At 59.6% G+C, this 22,910-nt stretch carries 17 protein-coding genes; 10 read left to right on the top strand and 7 right to left on the bottom strand.

Annotation, left to right across the window (positions count from 1 at the left end; all coding sequences use genetic code 11):
* The first annotated feature begins 122 nt into the window (after positions 1-122).
* A complete protein-coding gene (locus AB7E65_RS02785) occupies positions 123-1,877 on the top strand; it encodes an autotransporter assembly complex protein TamA (protein ID WP_428745226.1) in 1,755 nt (584 codons plus the stop codon).
* Positions 1,867-5,796, top strand: coding sequence for a translocation/assembly module TamB domain-containing protein (locus AB7E65_RS02780; RefSeq protein WP_428745225.1), 3,930 nt, complete (start codon positions 1,867-1,869; stop codon positions 5,794-5,796). The genes AB7E65_RS02785 and AB7E65_RS02780 overlap by 11 nt, the downstream gene beginning before the upstream one ends.
* 11 nt (positions 5,797-5,807) lie before the next feature.
* Here AB7E65_RS02780 and AB7E65_RS02775 read toward each other — a convergent pair whose 3' ends face one another.
* Complete coding sequence (locus AB7E65_RS02775) at positions 5,808-6,422, bottom strand: MarC family protein (RefSeq protein ID WP_072286397.1); 615 nt, start codon at positions 6,420-6,422, stop codon at positions 5,808-5,810.
* A gap of 232 nt (positions 6,423-6,654) precedes the next feature.
* On the opposite strand from AB7E65_RS02775, the gene AB7E65_RS02770 reads away from it, so the two are divergent.
* Positions 6,655-7,857, top strand: coding sequence for a methionine adenosyltransferase (locus AB7E65_RS02770; RefSeq protein WP_428745224.1), 1,203 nt, complete (start codon positions 6,655-6,657; stop codon positions 7,855-7,857).
* 84 nt (positions 7,858-7,941) lie between these two features.
* Here AB7E65_RS02770 and AB7E65_RS02765 read toward each other — a convergent pair whose 3' ends face one another.
* Genes AB7E65_RS02765 through AB7E65_RS02755 form a run of 3 tightly spaced genes read right to left on the bottom strand, consistent with a single transcriptional unit; the run spans position 7,942 to position 9,857 of the window.
* Complete coding sequence (locus AB7E65_RS02765) at positions 7,942-8,175, bottom strand: thioredoxin family protein (RefSeq protein ID WP_072286395.1); 234 nt, start codon at positions 8,173-8,175, stop codon at positions 7,942-7,944.
* 51 nt (positions 8,176-8,226) lie between these two features.
* Entirely contained in the window at positions 8,227-9,540 is a 1,314-nt protein-coding gene (locus AB7E65_RS02760) for a permease (protein WP_072286394.1), read from the bottom strand.
* Positions 9,541-9,542: 2 nt separating this feature from the next.
* Positions 9,543-9,857 carry an ArsR/SmtB family transcription factor gene (locus AB7E65_RS02755; protein ID WP_072286393.1) on the bottom strand — a complete coding sequence of 105 codons (315 nt, stop codon included), beginning with the start codon at positions 9,855-9,857 and terminating at the stop codon, positions 9,543-9,545.
* Between the two features lie 179 nt (positions 9,858-10,036).
* On the opposite strand from AB7E65_RS02755, the gene AB7E65_RS02750 reads away from it, so the two are divergent.
* Positions 10,037-10,693, top strand: coding sequence for an epoxyqueuosine reductase QueH (locus AB7E65_RS02750; protein WP_235605475.1), 657 nt, complete (start codon positions 10,037-10,039; stop codon positions 10,691-10,693).
* 93 nt (positions 10,694-10,786) lie between these two features.
* Here the strand turns inward: AB7E65_RS02750 and AB7E65_RS02745 are convergent, their stop codons facing one another.
* On the bottom strand, positions 10,787-13,036 hold the full coding sequence (locus AB7E65_RS02745) for a PAS domain S-box protein (RefSeq protein WP_428745223.1): 2,250 nt from the start codon (positions 13,034-13,036) through the stop codon (positions 10,787-10,789).
* A 254-nt stretch (positions 13,037-13,290) separates the two neighbouring features.
* Entirely contained in the window at positions 13,291-14,448 is a 1,158-nt protein-coding gene (rdgC, locus tag AB7E65_RS02740; protein ID WP_072286390.1) for a recombination-associated protein RdgC, read from the bottom strand.
* 250 nt (positions 14,449-14,698) lie between these two features.
* Here rdgC and AB7E65_RS02735 point away from each other — a divergent pair, with 250 nt between their 5' ends.
* Positions 14,699-17,524, top strand: a complete 2,826-nt coding sequence (locus AB7E65_RS02735) for a GPMC system transcriptional regulator (protein ID WP_072286389.1) — start codon at positions 14,699-14,701, stop codon at positions 17,522-17,524.
* A 5-nt stretch (positions 17,525-17,529) separates the two neighbouring features.
* Here the strand turns inward: AB7E65_RS02735 and amrS are convergent, their stop codons facing one another.
* Positions 17,530-18,552 carry an AmmeMemoRadiSam system radical SAM enzyme gene (gene amrS, locus AB7E65_RS02730; RefSeq protein WP_428745222.1) on the bottom strand — a complete coding sequence of 341 codons (1,023 nt, stop codon included), beginning with the start codon at positions 18,550-18,552 and terminating at the stop codon, positions 17,530-17,532.
* Positions 18,553-18,868: 316 nt separating this feature from the next.
* Here amrS and crcB point away from each other — a divergent pair, with 316 nt between their 5' ends.
* From crcB to AB7E65_RS02705, 5 genes are all read left to right on the top strand, one after another.
* Positions 18,869-19,240 carry a fluoride efflux transporter CrcB gene (gene crcB / locus AB7E65_RS02725; RefSeq protein ID WP_072286387.1) on the top strand — a complete coding sequence of 124 codons (372 nt, stop codon included), beginning with the start codon at positions 18,869-18,871 and terminating at the stop codon, positions 19,238-19,240.
* A 33-nt stretch (positions 19,241-19,273) separates the two neighbouring features.
* Entirely contained in the window at positions 19,274-19,621 is a 348-nt protein-coding gene (locus AB7E65_RS02720) for a DUF190 domain-containing protein (protein WP_428745221.1), read from the top strand.
* Positions 19,622-19,922: 301 nt separating this feature from the next.
* Entirely contained in the window at positions 19,923-21,047 is a 1,125-nt protein-coding gene (locus AB7E65_RS02715) for an RT0821/Lpp0805 family surface protein (protein ID WP_083558544.1), read from the top strand.
* Between the two features lie 319 nt (positions 21,048-21,366).
* The gene (nifE, locus tag AB7E65_RS02710) at positions 21,367-22,719 is read left to right on the top strand and encodes a nitrogenase iron-molybdenum cofactor biosynthesis protein NifE (RefSeq protein WP_428745220.1); all 1,353 of its coding nucleotides are present in this window, start codon (positions 21,367-21,369) and stop codon (positions 22,717-22,719) included.
* A partial coding sequence (locus AB7E65_RS02705) for a nitrogenase component 1 (protein WP_428745219.1) occupies positions 22,707-22,910 on the top strand: 204 nt, incomplete at its 3' end. The genes nifE and AB7E65_RS02705, both read left to right, overlap by 13 nt.

Raw genomic sequence — 22,910 nt, 5'->3', positions numbered from 1 at the left:
GGCTGGCATTGGTGCATGATGGCGTTTTTCAGGGCAGTTTCTGCGGTCTGCAGAATAAATGTGATCCCACGATGCTGTGACGGCGGGCAAAGATGCGGCAAGCAAGGCGACATGGAATCTCCGTGAAATTTGCGGCGGCCGCGGGCGGGCTGCTGTTGCTGTTTTTCGTTGTTGCGGGATGGGCCCATGCTGCCGAACCGTTGCGTTTGCAGCTAGCGGGACTTGAAGGTGCGGTGCGTGCCAATGTGGAAGCGGCGCTGGCTCTGCCGCCGGGACTGGTCCGCGATGGCCAGATCGATCGGCGCTGGATGGAACGGTATATGGCGCAAATTCCGCAGCAGGTCGCGCTGGCCATGCAGCCTTTCGGATATTTCACCCCACGGGTCGAAAGCCATCTGGAAGAAGCCGCCGACGGCCAGTTGATCAAGGTGAACATTTCTCCCGGTGAGCCGATGCGGGTGACGAAACGGCGGGTGGCTGTTGTCGGCCCGGGTAGCGCACGGGGCGCCTTGACCAGGCTGGCGGATTCTTTTCCGCTGAAGGTTGGTGATCCTCTGGATCAGGCCGTTTATGAAGAATTCAAGAAGGAATTACTCGATAAGGCGCTGGAACTCGGCTATTTGGACGCGGCTTTTTCGGTACATGAAATTCGTGTCGATGTCGCTGCCCTTGCGACGGAAATCGCCCTGGAGATGGATACCGGGCCTCGATACTATTTCGGTGAGGGGCGTTTTGTCGGCGCGCAGGATTACCCCGAGGCTTTCTTGCGGCGGTTTCTGACATTCGAGCCCGGCGATATCTTCTCCCATGCCAGTCTTGGCGAAACGCAGCTGCAACTGCTCGATTCCGACCGTTTCAGCGACATCCGGCTGGTTGCCGATCGCGAGAATGCCAAGGATCGGCGCATCCCCGTGAATGTACTGCTTGAACCGTCGCCGTCGCGGCGGCTGCGTCCCGGTATCGGGTACGGCACCGATACCGGCGCACGCATGTCGCTGCTATATCGGGACCTGAACATTTTCAATCGCGGCCACGAACTGAATCTCAAGGCCAATCTGGCCCAAAAGGCGCAGACGGTCGGCGCTTCCTATGTCTGGCCCGATGCGGAGAGTCTCAACAGTTTTACCGCCCTGCGGCTCACCTATGAGCGGGAGGATGCCGACACCTTTCTGTCCAGCAAGCTCGGCGTTGAGGCGGAACGAATGTGGGATCTTAAAAACGGCCGAAAATTCTCCACCTATCTGCAGATTTTCCACGAAGATTACACCGTGGGTGAGGCCTCCGATGGCATGCGCATGGTGCTGCCGGGGGCGCGCTTTTCCCACCGTCACTATCGCAGCCTGATCCGGCCAAAAAACGGTTACCATTACAGCATCGAGGTGCGTGGCGGGCATCCTTATCTCGGTTCCGATATCGGGCTGCTGCAGTTTATGGCTTCCGGCAACATTCTGCTGGGACTGCCGGGGCAGTTGTCGCTGCTGTCCCGTATCAATGCCGGATGGTCCCTGCAGAACGAGCCGCTGGAAAAGATACCGGCATCGCTGCGCTTTTTCGCCGGCGGTGACCAGAGCGTGCGCGGTTATGCCTACCAGTCCCTCGGTCCCAGGGACGACAACGGCGACGTTGTCGGCGGTGAATATCTGTTGGTTGGCAGTCTTGAGCTGGAACGGGCTCTTGGTGAAAAATGGGGATTGGCGGTATTTTACGATGTCGGCAACGCTTTTGACGATCCCGGCCACATCCGGCTGGCCCAGGGTGCGGGGCTGGGGGTGCGTTATTATACGCCGGTTGGCCCGGTGCGACTGGACATCGCCCGGCAGGTCGGGGAAGACGACCCGTCCTGCCGCATTCATCTGAGTATCGGTTATGGCTGGTAAGCGGAATATCCTTTATCTTCTCGTCGGCCTGGGGCTGCTGGTTTTTCTTGGTCTGACGGCCGGAAGTTACTGGGTCATGGCCACCTCCCGGGGATCGGCGTGGCTGGTTCGTACCCTGGTGGGTCGCATGCCAGAGACGGTCGCGGTGCAGTCCATCGAGGGCCGGCTTTCTGATGCCATGGTGCTGTCGGGGGTGACGGTGCGCTGGGAGGGCGGGCAGGCCTCCATCAAGCGACTGGCATGGCGCTGGCGTGCAACCGGCCTGCTGCCCCGTCATTTGCGGATCCGTGCTTTGCATCTGGAAGAAGTACACCTTGTCACCGCCGCCGAACAGGACCAGCCGCTGCAACCGCTTAATCTGAGCTGGCCGGCGCTGCCCGACTGGTTGGGCCGGGTGCGCATAACCCTGGAAGATCTGCAAATACGGCGCCTCTCCTGGAAATTTTCGGATACGCAGAGCTTTTATCTGGAAGGCCTGGCGGCCAGGGCCAAATGGGCCCGGCGTCGGCTGCATATCCCTTTGCTTGTCGGTTTGTGCGAGGCCGGAGCCCTGACCGCCAGGGCGCGGATCGACTGGCGCGAACCCGGCCTGTGGCTGCAGGCTGCAAGCCTGGCCAGGCCGGATTCAAGGACCGACCTCCCCGTGCTGCTGGCCCTGGGGGCTCGTCCCGGAGATTTTGGAAAGCTGACCGGAAGCTTGCGGCTCGGCGGGCATGCGCCGGTAGCCGGCGGCGTGCTGCTTACAACGCCTTTCGTCCTGGCGCCGACCGCTCTGAGCTTTGACAACGTGGATTTGAGCCTGTTGTCGGCACGCGGGTCCCTGCATGGCAAGGCGACCATCGACTGGGCGGAGACCAGACCGCGAGCGGACTTTACCGGCGATTTCAAGGATATGGATCTGGCGTACATCGCGGGCCAACAAACCCGTCTGAGCGGCAGCCTCGCTTTGCACGCCGATCCGGAGGCCTTCGGCGGTAGGCTGGCGTTGAGCAATAACGGCGCCGACTGGCGCAACCTGCGCCTGGAAACGGCTTTCAGTGGTGATCGGGAAACCCTGAGCCTCACCAGCCTCCGTCTGTCCGGTCTGGAAGGCGTTATCGAAGGAAGCGGCGTCCTGCGCTGGACGCCGCAGCTGGAGGCAAGGGGTACATTCAACGGCCGGAATCTGAATCCCGAGGCGGCCGGCCTGGCCTGGCCGGGCGATATCAACCTGCAGGGGCAAGCATCATGGAGCCGCCGCGACGCCGGGCAGGACGTCGCCGCGGTCCAGGTTCGGTTGTTGCCAAGCACGCTGCGCGGCTATCCGCTGCGAGGTCGCATCGAAGCCAGCATGCAGGATGGCGATGTCGATGTCGCGTCGCTGGAACTGAAAAGTCGCGGAGTCGATCTCGCTGCACGGGGACGGTTGCGGCAGCGCATCGATTTTCGTGCTGCCGTGGAGGACCTGGCGGGACTGCTGCCGGGTGTGAGAGGGGCGCTGCAGGGGCGGGGCTGGCTGCGCTGGCGCGACGGGCAAGTGGAAGGAAAGCTCGATGCAACGGCACGCGCGCTGCAACGCCAGGAGCTGGCGATTCAGCAGATGCAGCTTGCTGCCAGCCTTGCGCAACAGCGCGCCGGCCAGGTCGATATCCGCGTGCAGGGTTTGAACCATGGGGGCTTTCTCGTCCCCTCGCTGGCCCTGAGCGGACAGGGCAGCCTGGAGCGGCACAACCTGACGGCGCGACTGGCGCTCCCGCGTCAGGCAGAGCTGGCGCTGGCTCTGGACGGGGGCTACGCGTCATCCCGCTGGCAGGGACGGCTGACCGATCTGACTCTGCGGGACGCCGTCGGGGTCCTGCGGTTGGCCACCCCTGCGGCACTGGCCTTGTCCGGAAAGGATCTGAGCCTTGCCCCCATGCAACTGGAAGGGGGGGGGCAGGAACAGCTGTCGGCTTCGGCAAAGATCCATTTTACGCCCCTGACCGGTCAGGCCCAGCTGGATTGGCGGAACCTGCGGCTGGCCCATGCGCAGGACTGGCTTCCGGCAAGCCGGATTGCAGGCCGCACCAGCGGCAGGGCCTCCTGGCGGCAACGAAGCGCTACGGATTTCGAGGCGCGCGCCGAGCTGCAGGCCGTCGGCAGCTTCGAAGGCGAGGGTCTGCGTCTGGAATGGACCGCTGCCGAAACCAGCCTGTCCTGGACGCCCGCCCGCCTGCAAGCCGCCATGGAGGCGGTTTTCAAGCAGGGGGGGCGGCTTGAGGGAACCCTTCAGGGTGGTCCCGGCAAGGCTTTTTCCCTGCCCGGACAGGCCCGTTGGCAGGTCTCCTGGCAGGATCTGAACCTGCAGCCGTTTGCGTCCCTGCTGCCCGCCGGGACTGTCGTCAAAGGAAGGCTGACGGGCCGTTTGCAGGGGGACCTGTCCGGCGGTCGTCAGCTGGCCGCGGACGGAGAGCTGGCCATCGCCGACGGTGAGATTATCGGCCGCGGCGACCACGGGCAGATTCGCATCCCGGTGCAGAACGCCACCATCGCCCTGCACTGGCGCGAGGTCTGGTTGCGTGGCCGCACCGATCTGCAACTGGGGGAATACGGCCGGCTGCACGGCACCTTCCGTTTGCCGGTGCCGGCACGGCTGCCGGTACGAATTTCACCGGAGGGTGAACTGGATATCGCCGTTGACGGTCGCAGCAGCGAACTGGGGCTGCTTACGGCCTTGCTGCCGGGAGCGGTGCAGGAAAGCCGCGGCCGCCTGGAACTTGAACTGCGTGGCCGGGGGACCTGGGCACAGCCACAGCTGAGCGGTACCGCACGTCTGCTCGATGCTGGTGCCTATCTGCCCATCGCCGGCATCGAACTGAGGAAGGTGGCGTTGCTGGCACGACTTGACAAAGATCGTGTCCTGATCGATAACCTGGCGCTGCAGTCGGGTGAAGGAACCCTGCAGGGGCAGGGTTCCCTGCAGTTGCGCGACTGGAAGCCGGCTGATTATGACCTGACCCTGAAGGGCCACCGCGTGCAGCTGATCAATCTGCCGGAACTGCAGGTCATGGCCGATCCCGATCTGCAACTGCATGGCACCGCTTCGGGACTCCGGCTCACCGGCACGGTGAAGCTGCCCGAGGTGCTGATCCGGGACAACAAGAAACCCTCGGTCATCACCCCCAGCGATGATGTGGTGCTGGTAGGGCAGCCGGTTCCGGAAAAAACCGCCGGTGATTTTCATATCCGGAGCGATATCCGGCTGCTGCTGGGGGACCATGTGCTGGTCAAGGCCTACGGGCTCGATGCCCGTCTGACCGGCGAGCTGCGCCTGACCGATATCGGCGCCGAGGCGATGACTGCCGAAGGGCGCATCAGCGTGGCCGAGGGTCTGTATGCCGCCTACGGCACCCGTCTCGATATTACCCGCGGCAATCTGCTTTTCCATGGACCTCTCGATCAACCCGCCCTGGATATCGTTGCCTTGCGCACGGTTGGCAAGGTCAAGGCCGGCGTCCAGGTCAGCGGCACCCCCCGCGCGCCGGTGGTCAAGCTCACTTCCGATCCGGCCATGTCCGACAGCGACCGGCTGGCCTACATCATCCTCGGGCGTGCCTCGGCCCGCAACGCCGGGGAAGCCGACCTGCTGATGACCGCCGGCGGTCTGCTGCTGTCGCAGGGGGAGTCGGTGGTGATGCGCGACCGCCTCAAACGCCAGCTGGGGGTCGATGTGCTGGGATTTGAAGCCGGCGGCGGTTCCGGCGTGGACGATGTTGCCGGCTCCATGCTGACCATCGGCAAATACCTCAGTCCCAGTCTGTATGTCAGCATCGGGCAGTCGCTGTTCAGCAATACACAGGAGTTCCGCCTGCGCTACAGTCTCGGCAAGCACTGGGAACTGGAGTCGGCCACCGGTGAGGAAAGTGGTGTCGATCTGTTTTACAAGATCGAATTCCGCTGATGCGCGGCGAATCAGAAAAAGGTCCGTAACCAGCCCTCCGCACCCTGCATAATCATTTCCAGCGCAAAGGTCCCCACCACCAGGGCGGTAATCCGGCCCGCGACTTCGATATAACGCTCCAGCATCGGTTCGTTGTGGGATCGCACCACATCATGTATCCGCTTGAGAAGGATCATGACCGCCGCGCTCAGCAGTACCGTGAGAAAAATGGACAACACGGCCAACCCCGGTCCCAGGCGCTTGCCGATCAGGATGCTGGCGCCGATAGTGCCGGGACCGATCATCAGCGGCATGGCAATGGCGCCGGCAATGTACCGGGATTCACCGCGCAGTGCCTCGATGGCGGCATTGCCATGGAACACGAAGCGCAAGCCGATCAGCAAAAAAACGATCCCTCCGAAGATCTGAAACGCCGCGAAGCGGGCCTGCAGGATGTCCCGAAAAACCATCTCCCCCAGCAGTGCGGAAAATGTGAATACCCCGATGCTGATGCAACCGGCGCGCAGGATAACCCGCGCGAAAATGGCGGTGGACAATTTCTGGAACACATCGATGAGGTAAACCACCAGTAAAAACGGGTTCAGCAACATGAACAACAGTGTCGAAGCGCTTAAAAATTCGAGCATCATTCCTCTCTGGCCAGGGGCTCTGGTCTGAATTTCTTATGGTCAAGGCGGTTCCATCCGGCGCTTCCGGATGAGCACATGCCCTTGAGGCCTAACATATTTCCCCCTCCGGAATCAAGTTGAGGCCCGCAAGGCAGACACGGCCGAATGGCTTCCGGGAAAAAGCACTGTACAATTGAAAGCGGAAGGTCGAGATGCATGGGTCCGAGACTCTGATGCAAGGAGGCGGCAAATGATTCTGGTGGAACCTTTGCAGTGCCCGGCGGTGGCCGATCAGGCTTTCGAAATCGTGGAACGCAAGGGGCTGGGTCATCCCGACAGCATGTGCGATGCCATGCTGGAGGAAGTGTCCCTGCAACTGTCGCGCTATTATCTGGAAGAATTCGGGGCGGTGTTGCACCACAATATCGATAAGGGGTTGCTGACTGCCGGCAGCACCGAAAAATGGTTTGGCGGCGGCCGAATTCTCAAACCGATGGAGTTGACGATCGGTGATCGCGCCACCGTCCTGGCAAAAGGCAAGAGGATTCCCGTTAACGAAATCGCAACGACCGCGGCCAAAGACTGGCTGAGAGGCCACATGCGGTTCGTCGATCCGGAGCGGCATCTCGACTGCCGGGTGGTTCTGTCCCCGGGATCGGAAGAACTGACCGATATTTTTGCCAGGCCCGAAGCCCTAAGATGCGCCAACGACAGCTCAGCGGCCGTCGGCTATTATCCCTTGAGCCCGACGGAACAGGCCGTGCTGGATCTGGAACGGTATGTCAACGGTGTCGATTTCAAGACCCGGTTTCCCGACACCGGCGAGGATGTCAAGGTCATGGGGGTGCGCCGCGGCCGGCAGGTCGACTTTACCGTCGCCATGCCATTGCTGGCCCTGCAGGTTGCCAGCGAGGGGAGCTATTTCGAACGCAAACGGATGCTGCTGGCGGATCTGCAACATTACGCGGCAAGGTGGCCGGGGTTCGAGGCGGTTCGCGTCCGTCTCAATGCCCTGGATGTCCCCGGCCGCGGTCTTGGGGGTGTTTATCTGAGCCTGCTCGGGACTTCAGCGGAAGATGCCGATTCCGGCCAGGTCGGCAGGGGCAATCGCGTCAACGGACTGATCCCCGTCGGCCGCCCCATCGGAACCGAAGCGGTGGCGGGCAAAAATCCGGTAAGCCATGTCGGAAAAATCTACAACGTGCTGGCGCATCAGGCGGCGCGGGCGATTTACGAACAGATTCCGGCATTGCAGGAGGTTTACGTGTTTCTGGTCAGCCGGATCGGTATGCCCGTCGATCGTCCGCAGATGATGGCGGCCCGGATCCTGCCCGCTCCGGGGCAGCCGTTTGACATGGTCAGCCGGACAGCGCGGACTATCCTGGAAGATGCGCTGGCGAAGGTGGGTAGGCTGTGCGGGGAGTTGATCGAGGGCAAGTACCCGGTGTGTTGATTGTCGTCGGCACCTGTCCGGGGGGCGACGGCCTTGACGGCCGAAGGCCCCCGGCACAAAAATGATTGCCGACGAAGAGCCGTTTCAGGACAGATACTTTTTTAACTCGTCCGGTTTGGGTATCTTGCCAGAGACCTTGACTTCGCCGTCGACGGCCAGCGCCGGCGTCATCATGACACCAAACGCGGTGATTTCCTTGATATCGGTGACTTTGACCATCTCGTATTCGATGCCGAGCGCATCGGCGACCGCCTGGGCCTGCTCGTAAAGGGTCTGGCATTTTTTGCAGCCGCTGCCGAGAATCTGAATCTTTTTCATCATGATTTCCTTTCTATAGGTAACACATCCGTTGCTTTGGCCCGATTCCGGTCAGCCCCAGAACGTGCCGAAAATCAAACCGCTTGCGGTGGCCATGATCACCACCAGCGTGACAAATGCCAGGGTTTTTTTGGTCCCCATCACGCTGCGGATTACAAGCATGTTCGGCAGGCTCAGTGCCGGACCGGCCAGCAGCAGGGCCAGGGCCGGACCCTTGCCCATGCCGGAGCCGAGCAATCCTTCCAGAATCGGGACCTCCGTCAGGGTGGCGAAATACATGAAGGCACCGGCCACGGACGCGAACAAATTGGCGCTCAGCGAGTTGCCGCCGACCGAGCGCGCAACCCATTCCGAGGGGATCAGGCCTTCGGATCCCGGTTGTCCGAGCAGCGCCCCGGCGATGACCACTCCGATCAGCAGCAGGGGCAGAATCTGCTTGGCGAATCCCCAGGAAACATCGAACCACTCCCGCATTTCCTCTCCTTCGGTCTGCAGGATGAACGATAATTCGAGGATGCCGACCACGAAGGCAATGCCCGGGGTTTCCGGAAAAGCCAGGGCCAGAAGCGCCACCGGCAATGCTGCGAGTGCGATTTTCCACCAGCGAAGCTGGAACCAGCGCACCAGGATCAGTCCCAGCAGTGCGGCAAAACCCGCCGTGATCATCCATTTGGACGCATAGATGCTATGCCACAGGCCGGTTTCGGAGGACGGTCGCCCCCAGTTTGCAAATACCAGGATACCGACCATCGCAGCGAAGTAGACTGCATTCTGCCACAGCGGCCGGGTCACTTCCGGTTCCGGCATGGCCATGTTCGCAGGGTTTTTTTCCAGTTCTTCGTGGCGGAACAGCAGATGCATGCACAGACCGATGATAATACTGAACAGCACCGCTCCGATGGCGCGGGCAATGCCGAGTTCCGGCCCAAGGATCCGCGCCGTCAGAATGACGGCCAGGATATTGATGGCGGGGCCGGAGTAGAGAAAGGCGCAGGCCGGTCCAAGCCCGGCGCCCATGCGGTAAATGCCGGCAAACAGCGGCAGGATGGTGCAGGAGCAAACCGCCAGTATTGCACCGGAGACGGAGGCGACACCATAGGCGAGCACCTTGTTGGCGCGGGCGCCGAGATATTTCATGACCGAGGCCTGGCTGACAAAAACGCCGACGGCGCCGGCGATAAAAAAAGCCGGCACCAGGCACAGCAGCACATGCTCCCGGGCATACCAGCGAACCAGGTACAGGGATTCCCATACTGCGTTCTGCAGGCGCTCAAGACCCCGCAGCCAGTCGACAGGCAGATAGTAGCAGAGCACGAACCCGCCAACGATCCAGGCCAGCGGTTTCCATTCCTTTTTCCAATCCATGGTCAGACTCCTTGTCTGCGGCCTGATGCGGGCTGTTGGCCGAGTCTGCACAGGCACTGCAGGAAATTGAGGATGCAGGGGGCGCGCAGGCGGTAAAAAACCTGATTGCCGCGTTTTTCGCAGGCGACAATACCGACATTGCGCAGTTCGCGCAGGTGGCGTGACACGGTTGAAATATCCGCGTCGATTTTCGCGGCCAGGTCGCAGACGCATTTTTCGCCTTCCGCCAGATCTTCAACAAGATGAATGCGGGTGGGATGCGCGAGGGCCTTGAAAAAATCGCTGAAAAACAGCAGCCTTTCACTTTCGCTAGGCAAATCGTTCTCCTTTCTGGAACTTGTGTATTTGTACAATTAACCAAATACCAGCTGTTGTCAAGAGTTGTTTTGTCGGAGGGCGCGTCGGGCCGGCGTGGTGCTTGTGTGAAGCCCGCCCCGAGGATATACTGGTCGGCAGAGGCTGTTTTCCGACATGACATCCAACGGAGGTGAGTCCGGTGACTCTGGAAAATCGAAAAACTTCTGGCGATCTTCGGATTCCCGGCGGCGCGCGCCGCCTGGTGCTGCACTGCTGTTGCGCGCCCTGTGCCGGGGGCATCCTGGAAACACTGACCGGGTCCGGCGTCGAGGTGTTTCTGTTTTTCTACAACCCGAACATTCATCCGCGCGACGAGTATCTCAGGCGCAAGGAGGAGATGAAGGCCTTTGCGGCCAGACTCGGCGTGGTGGTTGTGGATGCCGATTATGCTCCGGAGGCCTGGTTCGGTGCGGTGGATGGTCTTGAGGATACACCCGAGCGCGGCGAGCGCTGCCAGACCTGTTTCCGGATGCGCCTGGAGGCCACGGCCGAATATGCGGAGTTTCACGGTTTTGAGGTTTTTGCCACAACCCTGGGCATTTCCCGCTGGAAGGATCTGGAGCAGGTCAATGCCGCCGGCCATGCGGTTGCCGCCCGGCATGCCGGAGTGAGCTTCTGGCCGGTGAATTGGCGAAAACAGGGTGGCGCGCAGCGCATGCTCGAAGTGACGCGCCGTGAAGGATTTTACCAGCAGCCATACTGCGGATGTGTCTTCAGCCTGCGCGACGCCAACCGCCGACGCGTGGAAAAGGGTCAGGAGATTATCGACCGCGATATCAGCGAATGCGATGCCTGACAAAAACAATAAGCTGTGATTTGCTGTTTCCCTGAAAAAACCGCCTGGATGTATTTAGGCGGTTTTTTTTGAAAGGTGAAACCGAAAAGGGGTTCAGCCCAGGATTTCCCGGACTTTCAGCCCGAGGGAAACGGGCGTGAAGGGCTTGGCCAGAAAGGCGCCCTTTTGCGTGTCGAGATCCCGGATGGCATGGGTATCCTGGGGGTAGCCGGAAACATAGAGCACCTTTAGGTCCTGCTGGCGGTTGCGCAGTTCCTCGGCCAGGGTGGGGCCGCTCCCGCCGGGCATGACCACGTCGGTCAGCAGCAGGTGAACGTGACCGTCGTGACCGTCGAAGACTTTCAGGGCTTCCTGGGGGCCGGATGCCTCGAGGATTCTGTAGCCGTTGCCTTTCAGTACCATGTGGGCGAGATCGCGCACCGATTCGTTGTCTTCCACCAGCAGGATGGTTTCGGTGCCCCTCTGAACCGGGCTTGCGGCCGTTTCGCGGGTCGTGTCATGTAAGGGGCTGTCGATGCGGGGCAGGTAGATCTTGAAGGTGGTGCCCAGTCCCGGCTCGCTGTAGACATGAATATGCCCGCCGCTCTGCTGCACAATGCCGTAGACCGTGGACAAACCCAGTCCGGTGCCTTTGCCCGTTTCCTTGGTGGTAAAGAACGGCTCGAAGATCTGGTTTATGGTTTCGGTATCCATGCCGCAGCCGGTATCGGTAACCGACATCATGACGTAATAGCCCGGAGCCAGTCCGGCATGCCAGCTGGAGTAGATTTCATCGAGTTCGATATTGATGGTCTCGATGGTCAGTTTACCGCCGTTGGGCATGGCATCCCTTGCATTGACGGCCAGGTTGACAATCACCTGCTCGATCTGGCCGCGGTCGGCATTGATCAGCCCGAGCCGAGGGTCGCGCATCACCACCAGTTCGACATCCGCCCCGAGGATGCGGCGCAGCATTTTCTGCATGTCGGCGGTGACCGCATTGAGATCCATTTCCCTGGTCTGCATCACCTGCCGGCGGCTGAAAGCCAGCAGTTGGCTGGTCAGGGAGGCTGCCTGTTCCCCGGCCTTGACAATCTGCTCCAGACAGCCCTGCAGGGTTTCATCGGGGTATTTCTGAAGCAGGTACTGGCTGTAGCCGCTGATCACCGTCAGCAGATTGTTGAAGTCATGCGCCACACCGCCGGCAAGTCGGCCCATGGCTTCCATCTTCTGGGCATGCAGAAACTGCTTCTGCAGGTTTTTGAGATCGGTATTATCGAAAAGAAATCCCTCGACGGCTTTAAGTTGCCCATCCCCGTCGTACTCACCGACCAGATTGGCAATCAGGTGCAAAGGGGTTCCATCGCATTTGCAGGTGGTAATATCGATGTATTCCATTTTTCCCTGCTGCTGCAGCGTGTCGAAAAATTCGGCAGGCCTGTCATCCTGAAAAAACAGTTCCAGCAGGTTTTTTTTCATCGCCTGTTCACGGGAGGGGAAGCCGATGATGCGCAAAAAGGCGGGATTGCAGTCGACGAGATAGCCGTCGGTGGTTGCGATGAAATCTCCGGTCAGGTCGTTTTCGAAAAAATTTCGGTACCGGGTCTGACTTTCACGCACGCGCTCAAGGGCGTGTTTTTCCTGGGTGATGTCCCTTCCCACCGACTGAAACTCCAGGAGTTGGCCCTGTTCGTCAAAAATGGGGCAGTCGGTCCAGCTCTGCCAGCGCACCTCGCCCTCGGGGTTGCAGATTTCGATCTCGACCGTTGTCACACGCGGGTTTTCCATCTGCGACACGGCATGAGCCTCGACGGGAGGGCGCATCTTCGGGGGGGTGATATCCAGAAATTTTGCGCCAATCAGCTGCTCGCGGGTTTTCCCGAAAAAACGGCAATAGGCGGCGTTGACGAAGGTCAGGGTGGTGTCGGGTCGCCAGCGGCAGATCAGATCGACCTGGCTTTCCACCAGGGTGCGGTACTGTGTTTCACGGGTGGCCAGGTTTTCCAGCGCGCCTTTGCGTTGGTTGATATCGCAGAGTTGTTCCGCCACCATGGTCAGCTCGCCGTGCTCATCGTGGATCGGAAAGCAGCGTACTTCAAGGTGGCCGACACGGGTGTTGTATTTTTCGGTGACCAGCGGCTTGCCGCTGCGGAACACCTCCATGGCATGGCAAGGATCACAGGGTCTGCCCTGACCGGGGTAAAAAACTTCATAGCAGCGCGGCCGCCCCTGCCGCTGTTCTTCGGGGACATAATCGTAGCCGCTGCGCCAATTGCACATGATCAGGCGATGATCGCGGTCGATGACGGCCAGCATGTCGGGAAGATGGCAAAAGAGCCGTTGAAAAATGGATGGTTTGGTCATGGTAATAAGTCATCCCTTTGTCGGCGGATCAGGCGGAAGGTGTCGGCGGCAAACGATTTATTACTTATACGCCTGATTTCCGACATTAGAAAGACATAAAAATCTACCATTTGTGGTAAAGGGTACTTGCACGTTCGTCTCTGGTATTTTATAGGCAGCCAAAGCGGCTGGAGGGGCGGCGGAACCGGCAGGGGAGAGCCTTAGGAGTCCGGCGGGACACGTTTAAACGGATCCCGCCGGGGTACTGTTTGCCATCAACCGACGGCAGGGGGCTCAGTCAGAGGGGGGCACCACTGCTCCGACAGGCGCGCTTCGAGAAATGCGCGCAACAGGCTGTCAAACAGTTGCAGGCCTTCTTCCAGGACATACATGCGTTCAAAAAAGACCGCCAGGCGTTCACTGCTTTCGTCTGTCAACGCATCCTTTTCCAGTTTGACCGCAGGGCAGCGGTAGCCGCCGAACTGGAACAATTCTCCCTTGAGAGTCAGTTTCCATTGCAGTTCGCCTTTTTCGAGGTACAGGGTTCCCTCTCCGATGTCCTTGCCCGTTTCGAGCGCCGCCAGGGTTTCGTCAAAATGGTCCTGGGGGCCGGCGACGGTAATTTTCTGGGTGCCTTCATCGTTGCCGCCGCTCAGGACCAGCCGGTCGTTGAGATAGGCGGTGAAACCCTCTCCGTCGAGGGCCGGTCCCGGCTGGCTGACGCGGTATTCGGACCCGGAGTGGAGGGTGCGGTCGACCAGCCAGCGAAGAAAATCCCACCCCAGCCACAGGTTGTCCCTGATCTGGTCGAGCACGGCATCGTTCACTGCCCGGTTGAGGTTCTGGAATGCCGGCTTGAGGCTTTCGTCAAGCACCGCTTCTGCCCGGGCCATGGGATGTACCGCGACCAGGCGCAAGCCTTCGAAGGAGGTTTTGAACAAATTTTCGAACAGTTCGATGACCTGACCATTGAGGGTGGTCAGCGTCAGGCGGCCGTTGCGTGTATCCCAGACCGCGTCGAAGGTGGCCGGCGACGGCAGGGTGCGGGAAAGCAGGGTGCCGCGTACCGCTTCGCGCAATTCCTCGCGCTTGTTTTTGGGAACCCGCTGCAGGCCGGGATGGTCGGCAAGAAATTTCTGCTCGGCCCGTTCCAGGTGGGCCTTGAGCAGCCCGCCGGGAATGCGCCGGCGATCGCGTCGCAGACTGAAGGTGAGATAGTGGTCCCGCGCATACGCCTCGGGGGAAGTGAAATCGCAGGATTCGAAGTCGTCCAGATGGACCCATCCCACGGATTGCTCCTCGCTGCTGCCCTCGATACTCTGGAAAGCCTGTCCGGCCAGGCAGCGGCCGGCCCACTCGATGAAATCCTCCGGCGGTGTTTCGCCGACCACATTGAACTGACAGATACTTACCGTATTGGATAACAGACCCATGGGATCCTCCTTTGTCGATGAATCGTGTGCCATTTTCCGGCCAGGATGTCGAAAAAGATCCTCCATGACCGAACCGGGCTATAGGGAATACAATGTTTACCTGTCCGGAGCAAGGCTTTTCTGTCCGATGCGGGAGCTCCGGGCGGTTACCGTCCGCGCCGCGTCTTTGCAATGAGGCTTTTGACACGGAGATGCTCGAAAAGATATACTCCCCGAGTAAAAACCTTACTCAATCGCTGCCGGAGACATCATGGACCCCTTTGTAAACGCCCAGTTGAAGCTGCTCACCGATAAAATTCTCATCTACGGCAAGGAGGACCTTGACGATATCCTGCATGCGCTGGCCAAGGCGGTGCACCTTGTTACCGGCCGCAATACCATTCGCATCTATCTCGAAGACCTTACCAGGGGGGCGCTGAGTTGCGCCATGGCCACCGGTCGCCAGGCCGAGCGTATCCGGGCAAGGTTTTTCCCCATCAACAATACCGAGTTTCCCGTATCCCTGGTCTACCACACCCACGAAGAGCTGCACATGCCGGATATGTCCGCAGCCGACAACATCACGGTCCGCGAGTTGGGTGACCTGTTCGATATTCGCGCCACCTTTCACCTGCCTCTGATGCATCACGGTCGCGCCGTAGGCGTTCTGGCGGTCGACTCCAGCCGCCCCGGAGCGGTGCTCAATGACGCTCAGGCCCGTCAGCTGCGCGGTTTTCTTGACGGTGCGGTGGCGGCCGCCATCGACCAGGCCCGCCTTTATCATCAGCAACTGGCGCTGTCGCGCTGGGTCGACGAAGCGAAAAAGAAAGAAGCGGCATTGTGCATGGTCAAATCGGCCGTCAAGCTCATCGACAAGCTGGCCCTTGCCGCGGTGCTGGTGCCGACCCCCCTTGGCCCCGACAGCAGCGAGGAATGTCTTCAGATTCTGGCTTCCTACGCCGATGTTCTGGAGGACAAGCGGGCCTATGAAAACCAGCCGATGGTCAACCTCGGTCCCGGCACTTCCCTGTTGTCCCGCTACATCAGCAGTGCCGGCGTTATCGTGGACGAAACTCTTCTTGAACCACTCTATTTCCCGACCCTGTCTTCGGAAATGCTGCAGAAGCGCTATCTGACCGAACAGCTCGGACTAAAATCGCTTTACGTGGTGCCGCGTTATGATGCCCGTACCCGCCGTGTCATTTGCCTGGTCAACTACTATACCCGCGGAGCCCACCGTTTCAGCGATTTTGAGAAGGGACTGCTCGAAGCCCACGCGGAGATGGCCCAGCGGGTCATCCAGGAAATCGGCGACGAGCATGTGGAAATCAAGGTTCTGTCGGAAATCAACGATCTGCTGCACGAGAAGTTCCAGGGTCTGCCTTCCTTCCTGAATCGGGTGCTGTCCAAGGCGACCGAGCTTATCGGCGCCGATACCGGCAGCATCGCCCTGGTGCGAAAGGATCAGAGCCAGCGCTGGCTTGTGGTGGAAGACCCGGATGGCAAGCTGATAGGCGCCAAGAGCAAACAACGCCTCAAAAAATACATTCCGCCGCTGCGCATCGGCAGCACCGATCTGCCCCCGGAGCAGCGCAGCCTGACAGGCTATGTCGCCCATAGCGGCCGGCCGTACATGGTCGCCGATACCATGGAGGAAAAACATGCCGGCGGCTTCTACCACGAGGTCACCAACATCATCAAAAGCGAACTTGGCGTTCCGGTGGTGTGTGACGACGAGGTCATTGCCGTCATCTGCATGGACAGCCTGCGCCCGTATTATTTCACCGACGAGCACAAGCGTATTCTGCAGATCATCAGTCGCATGATCGCGCGCCATGTCTCGGATCTGCTCTACATCGAAAAACTGACCGGGGAAGTCAGCCGCCTGGGCGGGGATTACGGCTATCGGGATCCCAATGTGTCATCCTACAAGCTTGGCAATATTATCGGCAATTCTGCCAAGGCGAGCGATATCGTCGAATTCATCCAGAAGGTTACGCCACCACTGTTCAATCGTATCACCATGTGGTTCAACAGCGAAGTGCAGGAGGCGACCCTGGGGCTGCCTTCCATCCTCATCACCGGGGACACCGGCAGTGGCAAGGAGTTTCTGTTCAACAATATCTATTCGCGCCTCAACCAGATGTATCAGCAGAATATCGGCGGCAAGAATGAGCTGCCGGTAAAAAAGACCAATATCGCCGCCTACAGCGGGGAGTTGACCTATTCCGAGCTGTTCGGACACAAACGCGGCGCTTTTACCGGCGCCCACGCCGACCGCAGGGGGATCCTCGAAGAAGCGCATGGCGGCCTGGTATTTCTCGATGAGATCGGCGACGCCGACCCCAAAACCCAGGTGCAGCTGCTGCGCTTTCTGGACAATGGCGGTTTTGTGCGCCTTGGGGAGAATCATACCCGTTATGCGCGGGTACTGCTGGTGGCGGCCACCAACAAGGATCTCGGCCAGCTGATTCGGGAAGGGCGGTTCCGCGAGGATCTTTATCACCGGCTTTCGGAGCTATCCGTGGAGGTGCCCTCCCTCAACGAGCGCCGCGAGGATATTCCCGACCTGGCCCTGCACTTTCTGGGCAAATTGCACCAGGTTTACAAAAAAACCGACGAGTCCGAACAGGAAACTCCGGCGCTGAGCCGCGCCGCCCAGCAGTTGCTGGCACGGCATCACTTTGTCGGCAACATCCGCGAACTGCGCACCATCCTGGTGCGGGCCCTGTTTTTCCGCAAGGGGCGCAACATCGAAGAGGCGGATATCGCCCGCGTGCTGGCTTCGTTGGGACGGCATGTTGATGAACCAGCCGCCCGCAAGCTGACCAGTCAGGTGGCACAGGATGTTTTCGACCGCATCAAAAGTGGCAAGGAGGACTTCTGGACCGGTCTGCACGGCCCTTTTACGGAAAAACGCATTTCCCGCGACGTTGTCACCGAGGTTGTCGAACTGGCGAAAAAACAAGGCGCCGCCAGCATGCCGCAAATCGCGGAAATGCTAGGAGCCTGTGAGCATGCCAACGGCGAGGGTGATGACCGCCGGCTGTTCTACAAGTTCAAGAACTTTTTGTACAAGACCATCAAGATCGCCTGACCTGCCTAATCCATTCCGGCCATGCCGACCCCCGCCACGGTTTCGCCGCAAGCCGGGCAACACCCATTCCGCGGGATGGCGTTTTCCGCTACCTGGAACCCGAGGCGGCGGATCAGCTCCCTGCCGCAGCCGGGACACAAGGTGTCGGCACTTTCCGCCACGTTGCCCAGGTAGATGTAGCGCAGGCCCGCGGTGCGGCCGATTTCCTCCGCCTGGCGCAAGGTGGCGACCGGCGTTGGCGGTACATCGCGCATCCGGTATCCGGGGAAAAAGCGGCTGATGTGCCAGGGAGTGTCGCAACCCAGCTCCCGGACAATGTACTCGACCAGCTCCCTGAGTTCCGCCGGATCGTCGTTAAGCCCCGGTATGACCAGGGTAGTCACTTCGAGCCAGATGCCGAGATCCTTCATTTTTTTCAGACTGTCGAGTACCGGCTGCAGTCTGGCGCCGATGTGGCGGCGGTAGGTCGCGTCCCGGAACGCTTTCAGGTCAACATTGGCGGCATCGAGCCAGGAGGCGGCGATATCCAGTGTTTCGCAGGTCATGTAGCCATTGGTGACAAAAACATTGCCCAGGCCGGCGGCCCTGGCCAGTCGGGCGGTATCCTGGGCGTACTCGAAGAAGACCGTCGGTTCGGTGTAGGTATAGGCGATGGAACGGCAGCCGGTGCGCCTGGCTTCTTCGACGAGTTGGTCCGGCGTGGCGGGATGTCCACCGATGAGGTGCCGTTCGCGGGGCATCTGGGAGATCTCCCAGTTCTGGCACCAGGCGCAGCGGAAATTGCACCCCGGGGTAGCGATGGAAAAAGACCGGGACCCCGGATAAAAGTGAAACAGCGGTTTTTTTTCTATCGGGTCGACCGACTGACTGATGGTGCGGCCGTACACCAGGGTGCAGAGAACTCCTTCGCGATTTTCCCGGACCTGGCAGATTCCCCGGTGGCCGTCGTCTATGATGCAGCGGTGCGCGCACAGGCGGCAGCGTACCCGGTTATCCGGCATTTTGTCGTAAAGCATCGCCTCATGCATCGTTAAGCCTCCTTCCGTGGATTCAGGGGTGCCGGTTTGGCGTTCAGCCGGAAAATTCCAATGGGCACAACGCAATTTTCGTATGGAAAAAGAACCGTTTCCGGATAAAAACCAGTTTAGCAGTTGAACGCCGGTTTGGGAAAGGCGCGCCGCCATTCCGAAGGATAAAGCGCCGCATGATGGTCGGCGGCTTTTTGGTCTTGACAATTGTTTGCGGCTGCCACAGGAAAAAATTGACAATTTTCATGGTTGCGCGGAATAATTGGCCGGCAGCGGGTCTGATCAGGATTGATATGTCATATTCAGGGAGGGTGTAATGCAAGTAGTTTTTATAGCTGTTTTCGGTGCGTGTGGCTGCATATCGCGGTATCTGGTTTCCGGCTGGGTTTATGCGCTGGTGGGGAGGGGGCTGCCCTACGGAACGCTGGCTGTCAATATGATCGGTTCGCTGCTGCTTGGCCTGATCATGGAGGGTGGCTTGCGCAGTGCGGTGCTTCCGGCTGAGCTGCGCATGGGCATTACCACGGGCTTTATGGGCGGATTCACAACTTTTTCAACCTTTTCCTACGAAACAGTGCGTTTGCTCGAAGATGGCAGTGTTATTGCCGCCGGTGCGAATATCCTGTTGAATGTTATTGTATCTGTGCTGTTTGCCGCGCTCGGAATATGGCTGGCGCGGCAGATATGATGCTTACGAAAAGCAATGAGGGGAGATTGGCATATGAAGCTCGAAGGAGAACAGACGTTAATGCGGGTTTTCATCGGTGAGAGTGATCGCTGGAAATCTCAGCCCCTGCATGAGGCGCTTGTCGAGATGTTGCGCCGCGAGGGTTTTGCCGGCGCGACGGTGATCAAGGGCATTATGGGGTTTGGCTGCCACAGCGTAACCCATACCGACAAGCTGCTGCGCTTTTCCGCCGATCTTCCGGTGATTGTCGAGGTGGTCGACACCCCGGAGAAAATCAAGGCTATCATGCCTCGTGTCGACGATATGATGTCCGGCGGCATGGTCACCCTGGAAAATGTGCACGTGATCCGTTACCGCAAAAATGAAAATTCCTGTAGCTGATCAGACAAACCCCCTGGTTTGCCGTCGAATACCTTGCGCTGTTTGGTTTTGGAACGGGCCTCGGTAATAAAGGGCTGTCTGGAGTTTGTCTGCCGGTTAAAACGGGCGGAAGAGGGCTGACCTCTCCGCCCGTTTTTTTGTCGGGGATTGTAAACCGATCGGTGGAAAATGCGTCTTAAAGAAAAGAGCAAAGCATCAGGGGCGTTTTTCGCGAACCGGGACAGGCCCTGCGCGGGAAATCACCCGTCATCAACAGGCTCGGGCAAGGTTGGATAGTTCAGGGGCGCCGGGGAGGTCGGTTATGTTAAGGAAGGCATCACTATTGGCTATTGTGCTGGCGATTGCAGGCAGCGCCACCGCAAGTTTCGGCCAGCCCGCCGAAGGTCTTCACCAGTCGGAGCAGCTGGCCATGTCGGACACTCTGCAGTATTCTCTGGAAAACAATCCCGCCAACGAGGTCGCGCAGTGGGTCAACCCGGATACGGGGCATTCCGGTTCGGTGGTGCCGTTGCAGACTTATACCAACGAAGCAGGACAGCCGTGCCGTGAATTCGTTACCACCATCGTGATTGGGGGCCGAGAGGAGCAGGGCTTCGGAACAGCTTGCCGCCAGGCCGACGGTTCATGGCAGATTGTCGCGGACAGCAATGACGGTGTTCAGGACCCGCCCCCGCAAACCGACGTTTATGTAGTTTCGCCTCCGGCGTCTTATGCCTATGGGTACTATCCTTATTACCCGAGTGCCTATTACTACTATCCGTCGAGTTTTTACTATCCCTTCAATATCTATCTGAGCTTCAGTTACATTTATCGAAGCGGACATCTGCACTACGGGCTCTATTATCTGGATGGTCCACGCTTCCGCTATCGTCACCCGGTGCATATCCGTTCCCGGGTTTATATGGGGTCGCGTTTTTTCGAGCGTCACCGCTGGTATTACCGGCCGACCGAACATTACCGTCATCGCGTTTCCGTGCCGGCGCCGGCGCACAGGGAACGCTATGACCGGCGCCGGACATACCACAGGCAGGAGCCTGTAAGGCAGGCACCCCGCAGGTCCCCGGAGTTACGCCAGCCTGTTCAGCGTCGTGAGCCGAACATATACCGCTCGCCGGAGAGGCAGCAACGATCCGAGCAGCACCGCACTTCTTACCGCCGACCGGTCATCGCCCCGGATCAGGCGGGCACGGATAGGCATTATCGTACCCCGGTCAGGCAGCAGAACCAGGGCTCCCGCCAGAGCGGAATCGAGCAGCGTCAGCAAGGTTTCAAAGCCGAGCGGCGCAGCCCCCGAACCGATCAGCGTTCCCCTTCTGCCGGGCAGGAGCGCGCAACCCGGCAGGCAGAGCGTTCCGTCAACCGGACGCGTCAGCAGGGATCGGGCTCTCAGCCTGGTGGGTTTGGCGCCCGGCAGCGCAGCCGCTGAGAAAAAGGGGATGTCCCAGGATTTTTGCTTGTCATTTGTTGCGGCCGGCTGACCATCAGCCGGCCGTGCCGGTTTTTGTGCTTGTGTTGACATGCGATGGATAGATCAACATCAAAAAATCATCACCCCGTTTTTGCACGCTTTATCTGCCTGAAAAAACGTCACGGCCTGTCATTTTATCCGCATTTTATCTCTTTTGTTCATTGGTAACGGCCTGAATGTGGGGGTTTCATGCTGGCAGGGATATTGCTGTTTGCTTCCCTGAAGACGTCCAACGACCCCTTCCGGTTTTTTCTGTGTTACGAAAAGGAATCAGGCCTTGGCAACCAAACCCAAAATTCGTGAACTGCTCGACGAGAGCGCCTGCGCGCATAACAGCACCAGAAAGGCCGGTTGCCATGTGACGGTGCCCGGCGCCACCAGCGGCGGCTGCGCTTTTGAAGGGGCGCAGATAACGCTATTCCCCTATGCCGACGCCGCCCATCTGGTGCACGGCCCGATAACCTGCATCGGCGCTTCCTGGCAGACCCGCCTCAGCCATACGAGCTGGCCGGGGCGGGACATGACGCAGATGGGTCTCACCACCGGTGTCTGCAGCAACGACGTGGTTTTCGGCGGCGAGGCGAAGCTGCGGGCATCGATCGATTACATCGTAGCGCAGTTCGCGCCTCAGGCGGTGTTTGTCTACAGTACCTGCGTTACGGCGATGATCGGCGACGACATTGACGCGGTCTGCCGACAGGCGCAGCAGGACCATGGCATACCCATGATACCGGTGCATGCTCCGGGCTTTGTCGGCAGCAAGAACCTTGGCAGCCGGCTGGCCGGCGAAGCGGTGCTGACCCATCTTGTCGGCACCCTTGAACCGGCGGAAATCACCCCTTTCGATATCAACCTGATCGGCGAATACAACGTCACCGGCGATATGTGGCAATATACTCCGCTGCTCGAAAAGCTCGGGATCCGGGTGCTTTCCACCCTCAGCGGTGACGGGCGGATAGCCCGTATCCGCACCGCCCATCGTGCTCGCCTCAATGTGCTGGTGTGTGCCAAGTCGCTGGTTTCGATGCCGCGCAAGATGCAGGAGCGTTACGGCATTCCTTTTATCTCCGTTTCGTTTTACGGCAAGCGCGACACAAGCGCCGCGATCCTGGCCATAGCCGAAGCGCTGGGGGATGCGGATCTGATCACCCGTACCAGGCAGCTCATTGCATGCGAAGAGGCCCGGTTGCAGGCGCGGCTGGCGCCCTTCCGGAAGATTTTCCATGGCAGAAAGGCTGTGTTGAATACCGGTGGCAACAAATCCTGGTCTATCGCTTCGGCTCTGCAGGACCTGGGTTTCGAAGTAGTGGCGACCTCGGTTCGCAAATCCACCGAGTCGGACAAGGAAAAGGCACGTCGGTATCTGGGAGAACAGGCGGTGCTGATGACTGATCCGGGCTCTCAGCAGGCCAGGATCATCGACGAAACCGGTGCCGACCTGCTGCTGGCCGGCGGGCGCAGCCTTTATACGGCTATCAAGAAAAAAATTGCCTTCGCCGATGTCAACCAGGAGAAAAAGAAAAGTTACGGCGGTTACCAAGGCTTGCTCAACCTTGCCGAGGATCTGAAGAACGCACTGGAAAATCCAGTGTTTAAAAATGTCGCACGGAGGGCCCCATGGGAGAACTGAACCGCCACAGAGAAAAACCGTTGGAAATCAACCCGATCCGCCTGTCACAGCCCATGGGTGCCGCCCTCGCGTTTCTCGGGGTCGACCGTTGCATGCCGCTGATGCACGGTGGCTTGGGTTGCACTTCTTTTACGAAGGTGTTCTTTTCTCGCGATTTCTGTGTGCCGTTCGCTATTCTGACCGCCGCCGTC

The organism is Syntrophotalea sp. (assembly GCF_050253115.1).
In the GTDB taxonomy this organism is placed as follows: Bacteria; Desulfobacterota; Desulfuromonadia; order Desulfuromonadales; family Syntrophotaleaceae; genus Syntrophotalea; species Syntrophotalea acetylenica.
The sequence above is the reverse complement of the archived record's forward strand: the minus strand, read 5'-3'. Positions and strand labels throughout refer to the sequence as shown.

What these genes read in the sequence shown, in the direction of transcription:
- AB7E65_RS02760 (WP_072286394.1), bottom strand. Translation starts at nt 9,540, where the DNA reads ATGGATTGGAAAAAGGAATGGAAACCGCTGGCCTGGATCGTTGGCGGG.
- AB7E65_RS02765 (WP_072286395.1), bottom strand. Translation starts at nt 8,175, where the DNA reads ATGAAAAAGATTCAGATTCTCGGCAGCGGCTGCAAAAAATGCCAGACC.
- AB7E65_RS02775 (WP_072286397.1), bottom strand. Translation starts at nt 6,422, where the DNA reads ATGCTCGAATTTTTAAGCGCTTCGACACTGTTGTTCATGTTGCTGAAC.
- crcB (WP_072286387.1), top strand. Translation starts at nt 18,869, where the DNA reads ATGCAAGTAGTTTTTATAGCTGTTTTCGGTGCGTGTGGCTGCATATCG.
- amrS (WP_428745222.1), bottom strand. Translation starts at nt 18,552, where the DNA reads ATGCATGAGGCGATGCTTTACGACAAAATGCCGGATAACCGGGTACGC.
- AB7E65_RS02715 (WP_083558544.1), top strand. Translation starts at nt 19,923, where the DNA reads ATGTTAAGGAAGGCATCACTATTGGCTATTGTGCTGGCGATTGCAGGC.
- AB7E65_RS02770 (WP_428745224.1), top strand. Translation starts at nt 6,655, where the DNA reads ATGATTCTGGTGGAACCTTTGCAGTGCCCGGCGGTGGCCGATCAGGCT.
- rdgC (WP_072286390.1), bottom strand. Translation starts at nt 14,448, where the DNA reads ATGGGTCTGTTATCCAATACGGTAAGTATCTGTCAGTTCAATGTGGTC.
- AB7E65_RS02720 (WP_428745221.1), top strand. Translation starts at nt 19,274, where the DNA reads ATGAAGCTCGAAGGAGAACAGACGTTAATGCGGGTTTTCATCGGTGAG.
- AB7E65_RS02735 (WP_072286389.1), top strand. Translation starts at nt 14,699, where the DNA reads ATGGACCCCTTTGTAAACGCCCAGTTGAAGCTGCTCACCGATAAAATT.
- AB7E65_RS02780 (WP_428745225.1), top strand. Translation starts at nt 1,867, where the DNA reads ATGGCTGGTAAGCGGAATATCCTTTATCTTCTCGTCGGCCTGGGGCTG.
- AB7E65_RS02745 (WP_428745223.1), bottom strand. Translation starts at nt 13,036, where the DNA reads ATGACCAAACCATCCATTTTTCAACGGCTCTTTTGCCATCTTCCCGAC.